Consider the following 13,976-nt stretch of genomic DNA (forward strand, 5'->3'; position numbering starts at 1 on the left):
CATGAAATACGGTATTCTGATGTGACAAAACCTGAATCCTGGTCGTTAAAGTGTTTGTTTGCACTCATATTTTAACTGTTAGGACTCAGGTTTTTTTATTTAAAGCAAACTATGGGACAGCAGTGGCGTCATGCTCCCTTTTTATACTGCTGAATAGCATTATTTTCGCTTTCTACGATTTAAAAAATCTTCGACTTGATCGGCTTTTTTCTCCACGATGACGCGATAAACCCATACAATCAATAACACCAATCCAATAAACCAAAGATAACGCATTACGCCGTATTGACTACCTTTGCCTTGCCAAATTTGTAATTCAATACTTTGAAACTCCACATTCCTTGACTCTAACAAACTCAGTTGACTGGTCATACTATTTGGATCATTGGCAGCATTGACTGAGAAAGGCGCACCGTCCATAACAAAGTTAAAATCTTGTCCTGCATCTAATGTTTCTAATCGTTCAATCTGATCAACACCTGCGTCCATTTGCATGAGATTGCTTGAGGTTTGTTGAATAGCGGCATTGTAGTTATCAATTTGAAATTTAACGGATACCTCACCACTGGTCATTGCCCTACCTTTGACCAACAAGACTGCACGATATGGGTTTTGATTGGATGTCGCCGTGTAATCCACTGCAAAATTTTTAGTGTTTAATGTATTTGTATCGCTTTGACTTTCACTGAGTAATTGTTGAATTTCTTCGGTACTTAACACCGCATGCTGGAACAAAATCTGCCCATACTCACCTGGTTTAGGCGCATGATCCTGCGAACCACAAGCTGCTATAAAAGTGACACAGCAGAACAATGCAATGCGCTTTAGATGACTTAATATCGAATTGATCATCATTTTTATTATTTCAACATATTATTTTATGCAGCTGATTTTAAATTAATTTCTGTTTGAATAATGGTACAGCCTTGCTGAGAATGAATTTTGAAATTTCCGCCTATCCGTTCTACACGCATTTTCATACTTCGCATCCCAATACTCATGCCATGATTTGAAACACTCTCAACATCGAAACCGACACCATCATCTTCAATGGTTAATAGCAATGCGCCATTTTCGAACTGTGACAGCGTGACATTGACATGATTTGCTTGGCTATGTTTCACAATATTGGTCAGGCTTTCTTCAATCACTCGTATTAAAGTCAGACACTGAATTGCCGTTGGTTTGATCGCCCACTGCGAAGGAATACACCATTTGGCATTCATTTCCACTTCATCCATCAACTGACTAAAGCGATGTCGAACAGGTGCGATCCAGAGCAAAGGTGAATTTGGCACTTTACTGTCTAAAGATGATCCACTATCAATAATTTGCCTTAAATCATCGCGCAATAATTTCAACATCGACAAGAACTGTCTATTTGGAATATTACTTTCACACTGATCAACCAAGATCATCGAGCGCACAATGGATGCGCCCAGACCATCATGCAGATCATGTGATAATTTAATCCGTTCCTGCAGGCGTACATTACTCAGTTCAAGCTGATGTTTATCATTCAAGCTACTACATAGTTCATCACTGACTTTCTGAACTTCAAATGCCAAATCATCATTATATTTTTCAATCTTCTGTATATTTCGATTAAGTCTCGCCCCCAAGATCACCACTATAAATAAGGTGATAATCGGTGAAGTAAAGGGTGATAAAGGTGTAAAATTTTCTTTTGGAAAGAGCACCAAGACTGTGATATCACCTATGACTATCACAATTATCGCAGTCAAACAGATTGCTAATAAAATATAGTCTCTTCTTCGTTCTTTGAAACTAATTTTACACAGATAGAGGTAAGTGATAAAAAAGAATGCACAATATAAAAAGAAAATAAGGCTCGAAATATCTGCATTTTGTTCGAATGGCCAGATACACACCACACCAATCAGTGCAGCAGTCAACATAGTAAATGACAGTTCTATTCGTGGAAACTTACGCCCAAGAAAGCGCAAGATATAGATACTAAAGCACTGAAAGTACAGCATTACAAATATCAGATTAGCTTTGGCAGAAAAAACCGAATCTGGGTATGGAAAGGTTTCAGTAGTCAGAGCATTACTGAGAAATAAAATCCACAACACTGTTGAAAGCGCAAACCAGCCAAAACTGGTATCACGAGGACGCATCAACCAAATGATAAAGCAAATTAGACCCAAGACCCCAGAAAGAAAAATATTTAATTGTAATATGGTTCGACGAGTCCAAGTGGCTTCTTCGGCCTGCTCTATTGTTGCCATGACATTGTTAAATTTCACCGGACCCAAGCCAGCATTTAGACTCGAGTAGCCATAAACATAGATCAAGGTTTCATTATGATCATGCTTGATTCCACTTATCGGTAAAATCCAATAGCGTGCAACATTCCAACTTTTAGAGACCGGTTCTTGAAGATTTTTATTGGTCCACAGCAAGTCGCCATTCAGAAAGACTGAACCCGTATTAATAATGTAATCAACATATAGTGCGATGGGTTCTGCCAAACGCGCATTATTTTTACAGTACCAAGACCAGTCTAATTTATACCAAGCACCACCTTGATAACCCTCCCAGTCTTTATCTTCTTTCCAACGGTCAGGTAATTGCGTGGTTTTCCATCCCGTTCTGGGTAATTCTTGATTGGATGGTGTCTTCACCCGTGAAATGCTATTCACAGTTACATTACATTGATCATTTACAGGGAAAACTTGCTCTGCATGACTCAAGCTCCCCCATACTAAACAGAGGATAAATAAGAAAAAATATCCTCCTTTACGCATTATAGAATACCCATAGATCTTGCTGTACTCACGGCTTTGGTACGTTTCGTTACGGCTAATTTGCGATAAATATGTTTAATATGGCTTTCTACCGTATAGCGTGAAACAAAAAGCTGTTCAGCAATCTCACGATTACTCAAACCTTGAGCAACCAAACATAAAATTTCTTTTTCACGACTGGTCAGCAGGTTTAAGTCTGCTTCATCGGCGACTGTTTGTTCTGGACTTGGTGCTTCAGTTTCGGATATTTGTTTTAGGATTTCTCGTGCAATAAATGGGTCAATCGGCGCCCCACCACGTAAAATACTCCGAATAGATAAAAGTACTTCAGCATCATCACGTTCTTTTAATACATAGCCTGTTGCGCCTGCTTTAATCGCAGCAAATAAGCTTTCTTGTGTACTCCATGCAGAGACAACCAAGATCATAGTATTACTTTCGAGGGAACGTATTTTTTCAATAATTTCGATACCACTTCCATCAGGCAAACCTAAGTCAACTAAGGCTAAGGATATCGGTTGGGTCTCTACGGCTTGAATAGATTCTTTAACATTTTTGGTGAAGATAAGCTCTTCCCGCTTATAACCCAGCTCTGTCAAAATTTGACGTAAACGTAATTGAATAATTTCCTCATCTTCAACGACGAGCACCGGTACGGGTAGTATGACTTCTTGTGGTGACATGATTTACTTCCCCCGAAAAAATGAAATGTCTTTTACATTAATGAGTTTAATCCTTTTAGGATATCCCTATAATTAAGTAAATTTCTTATTTTTTAACAATTTATTCTAATTCAATTGATGCAGCTATGATGCATTTTTCTTCTAATTTTAAATCCATTTAACATTACAATATGTGTATAGCCATCAGTCTGACTATACACTGCACTTAGCTTAAACTTGAGTGTGATTAGCTCAAATATTGCTTCTTCAGATATTTTACAATTTTTTCAGATTCAAAAAGTTCTACACCAGTATTAGGATCTTTCAAATATGGCACTTGAATATTGTTCCCCATGATTTTTAACACTTGTTCACGCTTGCCACCTTTCAGGGGTACATATTTACCAGGTCTTAAGCGCATTACCGCTAATCCCTGATCTTGCCAACGTTCCTTAGCCACATTATGAAAGATATATGCCAATTCCATTTCAGACAATGCGCTACGTACGATACGTGTATATGGACTCGCTTCAAAACCCCATAGTTCTAAGAGTTGAGTTGGTGCATCACGATGAATAACTTTACGCTGCACCCACACCCCTTGAGCCCCATTAATTAAAGTTCCAACATAGGCAACATACGGAATTTTAGGATAATTGGCATACTTCTTAGGAGTCTGACCTGTTTTGCCATAATGTTTAAATAAATGATGAATAATTTGCTGAGATTCGTACAAACGATCCCCAGTATTGTCATCCACCAAGAAAGGAAATTGTTGTTTTCCACCTAATTTCTGTACCTCTAAACGGTACTTTTTAGCCCCTTTGGGACATGGGTAGACCTCATAATCCAAATTGAGTGTGGTTAGTACTTCTCGTACACGACGACAATAGGGAGACCCTTCAAATTCGTACAGCTTAAGGGCTTTTTCAGGTTGTTTCGGATAAGGCGTCCCATTTGTACCTCGTCCGCCTTCTGCTACGCCTGAGAGCAACGCTTGCGCCACTTTTAATTGATGCAACAACATACTTTTTCCTTTCTTTTTTTATTTCGTATTTTTATACAACAGCCGAGAGTCCTCAGCTGATGTTTGTATTTTCTTTTTCACATTTATATCGTCGTGTATGAGCAAGAATTACGCTTTCATTCCACGACTAAAAATTCAAGTACGCTTATAGAACAACCAATTGCTCTTTTGAAACAACGATGCCGTTATTATCAGCATAGATAAAATCACCAGATTGAATGTTTACACCACCAAAACTCAATGGAATATCTGTTTCACCCACGCCTTTGCGGTTACTTTTTTGTGGAATTGCGGCCAAAGCATGCACACCTAAATCAAGTTCGGCAATCGCATCAACATCACGCACGCAGCCGTAAATAATGACGCCATTCCAATGATTCTTGACTGCAGATTCAGCAATCATATCGCCCATCAAGGCACAGCGCATCGAAGCGCCACCATCCACAACCAATACTTTACCCGTACCATCGGTTGCCAATAATTCTTTAACACGAGAGTTATCTTCAAAACATTTAACCGTCACCACCTGACCGCCAAAACTTTTTCGTGCACCATAACTTTGAAAGAATTTACCATCCAAAGACGGGATCACCACTTGTAATTCTTTGTCTGGATGATCATCAAGTAAATCACAGGTGACGAATGGAACTGTAGACACGGTATTTCCCTCATTTAATTGTTAGTATGCGTAAATTATCATAAATCTCGAACTTTTCAGTCTGAGTTTGTGCCGCCTCGACCATAGTATTAGCCACTTGCTGTGCTGTCACTGGCTTAAATTTGAAACGATCAGGTACAAAATGCGAAAAGCGCATATAAAGTTTCTGTGTCGCATCTTCTAAACGTCGAGATTCATGACGCTCACCAAGTAACAGCGAAGGTTTTAAAATCGAAAGTTGATTTAACTTTAAGGTTTTTAAATAATATTCCAATTCACCTTTGACTCGATTATAAAAAAACGCGGAATTGGCTTTTGCGCCCATTGCACTGACAATGATCAGATGTGTGTCTGTATATTCTAATAATTCAGCGAAATGTGCATTGATGCTAAAATCAATTTGATAAAAATGATCTTTAGACCCTGCTTTTTTAATCGTCGAGCCTAAACAACTAAAGGCATGACTATAATCTCGCACATCATCCTGAGTCAGGGAAAGAAAGTCACTGATCACCATTTGTTGAACTTTTGCCAGTCCATTCAGTTCATGATCACGCTGACGTACCACAGCAGTAATATTCTTACATCTTGCATTTTGACTGAGCTGACGAACCAATTCCCGCCCGACCAATCCTGTTGCTCCGATGACAATCGCATTCTCTATACTTTTAGTCATTTTTCATACAATCTCAATTACTTTAGACTAATCTAACGTTTTCTTTAAAATTTTTCTGCATCTAAAATGTTGTCAAAGCATGTCAAGACTTGACTTAAGCGCTTAGTTTAATCACAATATGGCACTTGTTTACGGGCTGGTGATAGTTCTTCTGATGTTGGTTTTCAGATGTAATTTCAGCCCGCCCAGACCAATCTATTTCAAGGAGTGCACGAGTGGCAAACTCTGCTCAAGCAAAAAAACGTGCTCGTCAAAACGTTAAAGCACGTCAACACAACGCAAGCTTACGTTCTATGGTTCGTACTTATCTTAAACGCACAGTAGCTGCTATTGCTGCTGGTGATTACGCTGTCGCTACAGAAGCTTACAAAAAAGCTGTTCCTGTAATCGACCGTATGGCTGATAAAGGCATCATCCATAAAAACAAAGCTGCTCGTCATAAGAGCCGTTTAAATGCACAAGTTAAAGCTTTAGCTAACTAATTTGTTGCGATGAAAAAAGCCCTTTTTAGGGCTTTTTTTGTGCCTATTGATTTTTAAAAGCAAAAAAATAAGGTCCTTATTGGACCTTATTTTCTATTTACAGATTATTTATTAATCAGTTTCATATTCGTCGCTGATAAATATGTCCATAATAAGTTTTTGCTTGCTGTCAAATTTGTCCAACGTTGATTGCCACCGTTGGTACAGCTATATCGAATTAAATCCGCACGGTTATTTTGCAAACGTCCCGTATTTAAATCCATGCATTGACCACTTTGACGAATCGTTGTAGTCGCAGGGTCCATGGTCCAAATTTGGTTGGTTTGGTTTAACACGCAACGTTCTAGCGTCACTTTAGCTGAACCACCGTTGCCTGTTATGCATTGATCTGGATTTGACTTACTGTGTATCCGACCAATGGCATCATATACCCACTGTTCAGTATCATCCGCCGTACAACCGCTTGGGCCACTGATGTATAAATTTAATGTTCCATCAGTTAAGGTTTCAGATTTCAAACAGTTGTTACCATTTTTGATCAATGTCGCCTGCTCGAACAAACCTTCTTGAGTGACTGAAAGCTTTTTCATAAATGCTTCGAGCGCGCTTTGCGCCTCAGGTACTTGATTGGTTAGGTCTTGTGCATATACATTCATCCAACGATTTAGTCGGTATGCTGTGTTTTGTTGCGACTCATAACGGGTTAATTGCTGACGCGCCACACTATTCATCAATGACTTGTCATTTTTATATGACTCATACAGCATTTTTTCAGTTGGATTTAGTGCAACAACAGCATTTGCAGCTTGCGCTTCCAAAGCACTTTCTAATTGAGGAAGTTCGATAGCACGCAATGCACTATAACCATGCTGACGCCCAATTTTGACAGCCGGCTTGATCGCTGTGCTGTAAACTGGAATATCAATATTTGCTAATAATTTGGCTTCTTCACCTGCTTTTTTACAATACAAATCAACTTTCTGTGGTTGATCTGCCAAAGCTAAATTGACATGCAGTTTATTGGCATTACTACCTAGTCGTACAGGTGCTAAAGCAATATTGTTGACTTTATTCGTGTATTGCACATTCAACCAACATGCAGCTTGGTCTAAGGCCGTATTGGCCGCCGTTAAATCATAAACATTACCCCAGTTTGAACGTGCCGCAGGATATAACAAACCGACTTGATTGACTGGATCATAGCCCCCTAAAATGGTAATGACAGGCTGACCAAAAACCCGTGGTCGTGGATAATTTTGATCTGCGTTATACCAAACCGGAGCCGTAGAATTTGGCATCTTCGGTTGAGCGACTTCCATTTCACGAGTGGTTTTGTTCCACTTTTTGTAGCCGGTAGGCGAAGTTTCATCCCAGACATAACGGTCAAAGTGTGGTTGAATTTTCAGGAATGTGCTGTAACCCGTATAGTGTGTGTAGCGTGATACATTACTATCAGGATACCCGCCGGACATGGCATCTTTTCCGTACGGGAACAAATTTTTAAAATTTGGGATACCATTCGCTCCATCCCACTTCCATGTCGCCGTCCATGATAGATTTCCGCGCATCATATTGCGATTGGCAATATAACCCCATCCACTGTCCGCATGATGTGCAGCCCAAAATAGATTGTCACCTACCTGACCAGGGTAATGTCCTAAACCATAGTGATGGCCAATTTCATGGCTAAATTCATTCCCTACAGAATCATAAAGCGTGAGCATGCCATTACCACCACTCAGTCCATGAGTATGCACACCATTGACATAGTTCCCCTTCGTATGATGGACAACTACTGTTTGGGTTAATTGTGGCTGACTTTGGTTGGCCATAGATGCACTGGTAATACCCCAGTTAGCAAGGTTTATACCAACACTAAAGGTTGATTTACCGACATCCTCACGCATGTCTCCTGCATAAACACCACCATCTCCGGCACTTTTACTGTCATAAATAACACCTGAAGATACCATTGCACGTGTTAACTGAATATCATCATATTGTGCAACCGTCATTTCTGCTGCAGGAATGGTTTGGAAATAATCGGTACCCGCTTTTTCAGGCTCAAGCAGCATATAGTGACCGGTAGAATTTGGCTTATCTGCCAACATACCAACACGGATATTATTTAAAACCAATTCACCTGGTGCAGCAAAATCGATTTTATCTTCAGCCAATTCACCGCTGACTTTATTTGCATCGATAAATTTTAATCTTAGACCGGGTTTAACTTCATCCCAATTGAGTTTCGTGGTCCACGCGCGTTTACTGTACCAAACATCTGGACGACCTCTTTGCCCACTCTGGTCTGAAACAGGCATTTGCGTCGGATCATCCAATGTCGCGGTACGAATTAAGCGGTTGTTTTGATAGATTTCTACTTTGAGTTGCTTGATGTTTTGCATATCAAGTGTTGGCGTCACGATAAGCAGCGCTTCTTTTTCACTGGTTAACCGTGGCATTTTCTTGGCTTCGTTCGCATTCGGATCGACGACATGACTTTGACCAAATTGAACTTGCGCGGAAAAGCTACCGACTAAATCATTACGTATTTCACGAACAGCATCATTGGCATCGTAGTCATAAAAACCAATGCTTGTTTCATCGACTATATCTTGGGTCGGTTCTGGATAACTGGCAGATGATGCAGTGCCACTTGAACTATCACCACCACCTCCGCCACCACAAGCAACTAACATTAATGACACAATACAAATTGATAATTTGTTATATGGAAAACCTATCACACTTTTCACTACTATTCCCCAATTAGCCACAAAAAAATCCAATTAAGAGACTTACATAAAATATATAAATCAATAAGTTACAACAAATATAATGCTATTTTCTTTTTATTAATCATTCAATTGCCGCGTTTTGTCACTTATTAACAATTCAAATTAAATCTAAATATTTAGTATTGGCTGAATCACGATTGCTGTGACAGGTACTTCACTTATCAACTAAAATTAAGGTGTAGTCCTTTAAATACAATCGTATATTCCCGACAAAAATTGTCAGGATATTTTTAGAAACTTTGTAAATAAAAATTTTTAGAAATGGTTTAATCCCATATATTTTTTATGGTATTTTAATTTTCATCCTAGGCAGCCATTGCTGTACAAATGAAAAGAGGGATAAAAATGTCGATTAACCAATTTTTGCCATCATTAGAAAAATTTGCAGAAGCAGAAAATCAATATATTGAATATTTTACATCTAAAGGTGAAAAAGACATTTTAGGTAAAGTCATTTCAAATATGAAATCGACCGCTGAGATTCAAGCCTCTCAAGGTGTAGACTCATGGTTAGCATATGGCGTGTACTTACCAGCTGTAGAACGTATCTTTGCACTGCATCAAGGGGAAACAGAAGCTGAATTTTTTGAACGCACACAATATCCAGCTGAACTCGTGCAAGCGTATAGCATTAAAGATCATGACATTGCGACTTTGATTGCCGCTGACAAATATAGTCGAATCCACCAACAGCACCTCCCAGTTAATACTAGCCGCTGGCCTTATAGTGACGACGGTTCAAGTATTGATTTAAATCAGTATCCTGCACGAATTAAAGCCAATATTTAATCTTTTATTTAATGAAATATTGAAGCAGATAAAAAAGGCATCCCGTACATGGATGCCTTTTTTAAATATTTTGTATGCGCAAAAATACTTAGAGTTGCTGCTCAGCCTGCTGAAATTCACGAATATTTAATTCATTTAGTTCTCCACGCCAAATCCATTTCAGTTTTGACTCAAGGAATACATCTCCTTCAAACCAAACAAATAAACCTTCCATCATTTTCGGCCAGTCTTCGCGTGTCACGATATTTTTACCTGAAATAATGGCAAGAATTGCAGCCAAAATCGTATCATGACTCACCGCTAGACTCAGACCATAATCATTGGTTGGATGAGTGTTGTAAATCAACTCCAAAACATCTACCACCCCATGAATGGGCTGTTTCATACCCGGCAAAGCATTATTCACAAAACTATTGATAAAGCCTAAAGCACCTTGCTTTTGAAAGTATGGTCCTGCTTTTTTAATATCGAGCACAAAACTTCCCGGCTCGACCAATAATCCTTGTTCAATGATCTCGATATGGTGGGTATTCGGTTCAATCGTGACATTATCTGCACCTTGAATCATCAATGCCGCCGTATCCACACAGCGCTGAATTGGACTCGAAATACAGTGCTGAATAACACGATCGGTATTTTCAACCAAATAGCTGCCCCACGCTTCGGCTAAATCTCGTCCTTGATGGGTCAGTTGCAAGTCATAACCGGCCAAGCCTTGTCCTTGTACAACTTCACGAATGGAATGACGTGTAAACAATGTTACAGGCGTCTTTTCATCCGGCAATAAGTCTATTGCTTTCAGCATACTAGGAGGGAGCAAATCTAGGGCCATAATTGACAGTTCTTAAATGCAGGAGATTTAACGGAGTGTGCTGACACTATAGCATGAACCCGATTTAGCTCAAGTTTTGTCAGGCATGTTTGCCAAAGCATTTAAGGCCAATTCTTTCATTTCGGCATTTTTAAATGCAATAAATCCACCATTTAATAAAGTCTTGCGCTGGTTATATAAAAAAGCGCGACCTTTAAAATCAACCAAACCACCACCAATACGCTCGATTAAACATTGTCCAGCGCTCGTATCCCATTCACAGGTAGGATGAAAACGCGGGTAAATATCCACTCGATCTTCTAACATCATACAAAACTTATATGCACTACCAGCATGGTAGGCCTGATAAGGACTAAGTTTTTCTAAAGCGTCTAGATAGTGCTTATAAATCGGCTTATTTTTAGCACTTTGACTCAAGCCAACGTGTACGACATTCTCTACAGAGGTTTGAACATATTCATACCATGTGGTTGACTGGCTATCATATTTCAGCGGCAGTCCCTCAAAGGGACAAATATATACGCTGTATTCCCCAGGGATCGCCAATATGGCAAAGGTAGTATTAGCACCCTCAACCAGACTCAGATTAATGGTAAATTCAGGTCTTTTATGTAAAAACTCTTTGGTACCATCCAAAGGATCAAGCAGCCAAAATTTTTGCCATTGCATACGTTCAGACTTGTCACCTTCCTCTGACAATAAAGGCAAGCTAGAAACTTTAGATAATGCTTGGGTAATATAGCTATTTGCACGAAAGTCAGCTTGCGTTACAGGTGAATCATCACTTTTACGTTCCACATCAAAATCTGCACCTGAGCAATAACGCTGATATTCTTCTCGCAAAATTTCGCAAGCTTGTGTCACAATGGGAACCAACTGCAAAATCAGTGGGTCTTGCGGTGCTGTTGTTGTTTTAAACATAGAATACCTTTATATGCCAAATTACTCAGAAAAGCCGACGATCATTTTCGATATGGACGGTACTTTACTCGATCTTGCTTATGATGATTTCATTTGGAATGAGCTGCTGCCAATTCGTTATGCTGAACAGCATCAATGCTCACTCGAACAAAGCAAGCAAACGCTATTTAGTTTTTATCAACAGCATAATCATACCCTAAAATGGTACTCCTCTCGCTTTTGGACGTCACAAGTTGGCGTTGATGTTTTGGCAATGCAAATAGAACAAAAAGCCAAAGTAGCCAAACGCGAAGGCTGCATTAAGCTGCTTACCTATCTAAAAGAAAATGGCTATCCTATTTGGCTTGCGACCAATGCCGACTTTGCAGGCTTACAATTCAAACTCGAAGAAACCGGTCTTCGTGATTATTTTGATGTTATCGTCAGTTCAGAAACTCTCGGTCATGCCAAAGAGTTTATTGAGTTTTGGCAAATATTAGCAAGCAAACACCCCTTCTATGCAAAAAACTGTTACTTCATTGATGACACAGAAAAAGTGCTCAATGGTGCAAAACTTTTTGGGATTGAACAGCTCTATTCGATTCAGCAACCTTCATCTGCCAAAGCGCCTCGCGAGACTTGCAATTACCCAATGCTGTCCGCATTAACAGATTTAATCCCTATTTTAGAAGCTCAAACGACTGAGCAAGCCGAGGAACAGAAAAAATATGCGTAAATCAAATCTAGCCGAAGATGCGGTTGGTATGCGTATAGACAAATGGTTGTGGGCTGCACGTTTTTTTAAAACACGCTCTATTGCCAAAAATGCGATTGAAGGCGGTAAAGTTCATCATAATGGCGAACGCGTTAAAGTTTCTCGTGAAGTTCGTGTAGGCATGGAATTAACCATTGCCCAAGGCCTTGAGAAAAAAACCGTGGTGGTGAAAGCACTGTCGGATGTTCGTGGGCCTGCCCCCACCGCTCAGCTGCTTTATGATGAAACTGAGGTCAGTATTGCAAAACGGGAATTGCTCGCATCCCAAAGAAAGTTGCATAATCTAGCTCGGCCAGATCATCGACCAAGTAAAAAAGATCGTCGAGATATTGGTAAATTTAAAAGAGAAAATGATCAACAGTTTGACCAGCAATGGTCTTATAATGATGATTAAGTTAAAGCGTCACAACATGTCGCACCTGTTGTGATTTTCATAGAACAAAAGGATGATTTCTGTCACTATACCCTCGTGGAACAGATCTAAACTGAATACATCCACTTGAGTATATTGTTTCGTGACATCGTATTGAGGTTGTAAGATGGATGATAATAAAAGCAAGGCGTTAAATGCGGCCTTAAGCCAAATTGAAAAGCAGTTTGGTAAAAACACCGTTATGCGTCTTGGTGATAATACCGTGCAGGCAGTTGAAGCTGTCTCTACAGGTTCTTTAACATTAGATATCGCACTAGGTATTGGTGGTTTGCCTAAAGGTCGTATCGTAGAAATCTACGGTCCTGAATCTTCTGGTAAAACGACTATGACATTACAAGCTATTGCACAATGTCAGAAAGCTGGCGGTACTTGTGCATTCATCGATGCTGAACATGCATTAGACCCTCAATACGCACGTAAACTTGGCGTAGATATTGATAACTTACTTGTTTCACAGCCAGACAATGGTGAACAAGCACTTGAAATTGCAGACATGCTGGTACGTTCAGGTGCCATTGACCTGATCGTTGTCGACTCTGTAGCTGCACTGACCCCTCGCGCCGAAATTGAAGGCGAAATGGGTGACTCACACATGGGCTTACAAGCTCGCCTGATGAGCCAAGCACTGCGTAAAATTACCGGTAATGCGAAACGTTCGAACTGTATGGTGATCTTCATTAACCAAATCCGTATGAAGATTGGTGTAATGTTTGGTAGCCCAGAAACCACAACTGGTGGTAATGCACTTAAATTCTATGCATCTGTACGTTTAGATATCCGCCGTATTGGTCAAGTGAAAGAAGGCGACGAAATCATTGGTTCAGAAACCAAAGTGAAAGTTGTGAAAAACAAAATGGCTCCTCCATTCCGTGAAGCGATTTTCCAAATTCTTTATGGTAAAGGCGTGAACCATTTAGGTGAACTTGTTGACCTCGCTGTACAACAAGAAATTGTTCAAAAAGCAGGTGCTTGGTATTCATACCAAGGTGACAAGATTGGTCAAGGTAAAAACAATACCATTCGCCACTTAGAAGAACACCCTGAACTTGCACAAACCATTGAAAAACTGATTCGTGAACAACTTCTGACTACAGGTACAGCACCTGCAGAAGACAAAGACGAAGAAGAACCAGACTTTTTAGATGCTTAATTACAGCATGCTTTAATAGCAGA

At 39.7% G+C, this 13,976-nt stretch carries 14 protein-coding genes; 5 read left to right on the forward strand and 9 right to left on the reverse strand.

Annotated features, from left to right (window positions below; all coding sequences use genetic code 11):
* Positions 1–159: 159 nt before the first annotated feature.
* The 6 genes from FTT98_RS12675 to FTT98_RS12700 all read right to left on the reverse strand — a co-directional run bounded on the left by FTT98_RS12675 (position 160) and on the right by FTT98_RS12700 (position 5,794).
* Positions 160–855 (reverse strand): hypothetical protein, encoded by a 696-nt coding sequence (locus FTT98_RS12675; RefSeq protein ID WP_180041092.1) that lies wholly within the window; start codon positions 853–855, stop codon positions 160–162.
* Positions 856–878: 23 nt separating this feature from the next.
* The gene (locus FTT98_RS12680) at positions 879–2,717 is read right to left on the reverse strand and encodes an ATP-binding protein (protein ID WP_306669778.1); all 1,839 of its coding nucleotides are present in this window, start codon (positions 2,715–2,717) and stop codon (positions 879–881) included.
* Between the two features lie 53 nt (positions 2,718–2,770).
* A complete protein-coding gene (locus tag FTT98_RS12685) occupies positions 2,771–3,454 on the reverse strand; it encodes a response regulator transcription factor (RefSeq protein WP_180041095.1) in 684 nt (227 codons plus the stop codon).
* 226 nt (positions 3,455–3,680) lie between these two features.
* A complete protein-coding gene (locus FTT98_RS12690) occupies positions 3,681–4,460 on the reverse strand; it encodes a glutathione S-transferase N-terminal domain-containing protein (protein WP_180041097.1) in 780 nt (259 codons plus the stop codon).
* Between the two features lie 145 nt (positions 4,461–4,605).
* Entirely contained in the window at positions 4,606–5,118 is a 513-nt protein-coding gene (rraA, locus tag FTT98_RS12695; RefSeq protein ID WP_180023800.1) for a ribonuclease E activity regulator RraA, read from the reverse strand.
* Between the two features lie 10 nt (positions 5,119–5,128).
* On the reverse strand, positions 5,129–5,794 hold the full coding sequence (locus tag FTT98_RS12700; protein WP_180041099.1) for an NAD(P)H-binding protein: 666 nt from the start codon (positions 5,792–5,794) through the stop codon (positions 5,129–5,131).
* Positions 5,795–6,009: 215 nt separating this feature from the next.
* Here FTT98_RS12700 and rpsT point away from each other — a divergent pair, with 215 nt between their 5' ends.
* Positions 6,010–6,276: a 30S ribosomal protein S20 gene (gene rpsT / locus FTT98_RS12705; protein ID WP_078188707.1), complete on the forward strand. Its 267-nt coding sequence runs from the start codon at positions 6,010–6,012 to the stop codon at positions 6,274–6,276.
* 104 nt (positions 6,277–6,380) lie between these two features.
* On the opposite strand, the gene FTT98_RS12710 is transcribed toward rpsT, so the two are convergent.
* Complete coding sequence (locus tag FTT98_RS12710) at positions 6,381–8,975, reverse strand: M66 family metalloprotease (protein ID WP_180041101.1); 2,595 nt, start codon at positions 8,973–8,975, stop codon at positions 6,381–6,383.
* A gap of 444 nt (positions 8,976–9,419) precedes the next feature.
* Between FTT98_RS12710 and FTT98_RS12715 the strand changes: the two genes are divergently transcribed.
* Complete coding sequence (locus FTT98_RS12715; RefSeq protein WP_078193520.1) at positions 9,420–9,863, forward strand: hypothetical protein; 444 nt, start codon at positions 9,420–9,422, stop codon at positions 9,861–9,863.
* An 88-nt stretch (positions 9,864–9,951) separates the two neighbouring features.
* Here the strand turns inward: FTT98_RS12715 and FTT98_RS12720 are convergent, their stop codons facing one another.
* Both FTT98_RS12720 and FTT98_RS12725 read right to left on the reverse strand, forming a co-directional pair.
* Positions 9,952–10,695: a histidine phosphatase family protein gene (locus FTT98_RS12720; protein WP_078188709.1), complete on the reverse strand. Its 744-nt coding sequence runs from the start codon at positions 10,693–10,695 to the stop codon at positions 9,952–9,954.
* A 69-nt stretch (positions 10,696–10,764) separates the two neighbouring features.
* The gene (locus tag FTT98_RS12725) at positions 10,765–11,616 is read right to left on the reverse strand and encodes a 3'(2'),5'-bisphosphate nucleotidase CysQ (RefSeq protein ID WP_180007775.1); all 852 of its coding nucleotides are present in this window, start codon (positions 11,614–11,616) and stop codon (positions 10,765–10,767) included.
* A gap of 13 nt (positions 11,617–11,629) precedes the next feature.
* Between FTT98_RS12725 and FTT98_RS12730 the strand changes: the two genes are divergently transcribed.
* The 3 genes from FTT98_RS12730 (at position 11,630) to recA (ending at position 13,953) form a co-directional block, all read left to right on the forward strand.
* Complete coding sequence (locus FTT98_RS12730) at positions 11,630–12,331, forward strand: HAD-IA family hydrolase (protein ID WP_180007774.1); 702 nt, start codon at positions 11,630–11,632, stop codon at positions 12,329–12,331.
* A complete protein-coding gene (locus FTT98_RS12735) occupies positions 12,324–12,764 on the forward strand; it encodes an RNA-binding S4 domain-containing protein (protein WP_168377604.1) in 441 nt (146 codons plus the stop codon). Before FTT98_RS12730 ends, FTT98_RS12735 begins: the two co-directional genes overlap by 8 nt.
* Positions 12,765–12,909: 145 nt before the next feature.
* Positions 12,910–13,953 (forward strand): recombinase RecA, encoded by a 1,044-nt coding sequence (gene recA, locus FTT98_RS12740; protein ID WP_180088428.1) that lies wholly within the window; start codon positions 12,910–12,912, stop codon positions 13,951–13,953.
* The last annotated feature ends 23 nt before the right edge of the window (positions 13,954–13,976 follow it).

It is taken from the genome of Acinetobacter sp. YH12039 (assembly GCF_013420015.1).
Taxonomy (GTDB): domain Bacteria; phylum Pseudomonadota; class Gammaproteobacteria; order Pseudomonadales; family Moraxellaceae; genus Acinetobacter; species Acinetobacter amyesii.

What these genes read in the sequence shown, in the direction of transcription:
- FTT98_RS12725 (WP_180007775.1), bottom strand. Translation starts at nt 11,616, where the DNA reads ATGTTTAAAACAACAACAGCACCGCAAGACCCACTGATTTTGCAGTTG.
- FTT98_RS12685 (WP_180041095.1), bottom strand. Translation starts at nt 3,454, where the DNA reads ATGTCACCACAAGAAGTCATACTACCCGTACCGGTGCTCGTCGTTGAA.
- FTT98_RS12710 (WP_180041101.1), bottom strand. Translation starts at nt 8,975, where the DNA reads ATGTTAGTTGCTTGTGGTGGCGGAGGTGGTGGTGATAGTTCAAGTGGC.
- FTT98_RS12720 (WP_078188709.1), bottom strand. Translation starts at nt 10,695, where the DNA reads ATGGCCCTAGATTTGCTCCCTCCTAGTATGCTGAAAGCAATAGACTTA.
- FTT98_RS12735 (WP_168377604.1), top strand. Translation starts at nt 12,324, where the DNA reads ATGCGTAAATCAAATCTAGCCGAAGATGCGGTTGGTATGCGTATAGAC.
- FTT98_RS12715 (WP_078193520.1), top strand. Translation starts at nt 9,420, where the DNA reads ATGTCGATTAACCAATTTTTGCCATCATTAGAAAAATTTGCAGAAGCA.
- FTT98_RS12730 (WP_180007774.1), top strand. Translation starts at nt 11,630, where the DNA reads ATGCCAAATTACTCAGAAAAGCCGACGATCATTTTCGATATGGACGGT.
- FTT98_RS12675 (WP_180041092.1), bottom strand. Translation starts at nt 855, where the DNA reads ATGATGATCAATTCGATATTAAGTCATCTAAAGCGCATTGCATTGTTC.
- recA (WP_180088428.1), top strand. Translation starts at nt 12,910, where the DNA reads ATGGATGATAATAAAAGCAAGGCGTTAAATGCGGCCTTAAGCCAAATT.
- FTT98_RS12690 (WP_180041097.1), bottom strand. Translation starts at nt 4,460, where the DNA reads ATGTTGTTGCATCAATTAAAAGTGGCGCAAGCGTTGCTCTCAGGCGTA.
- FTT98_RS12700 (WP_180041099.1), bottom strand. Translation starts at nt 5,794, where the DNA reads ATGACTAAAAGTATAGAGAATGCGATTGTCATCGGAGCAACAGGATTG.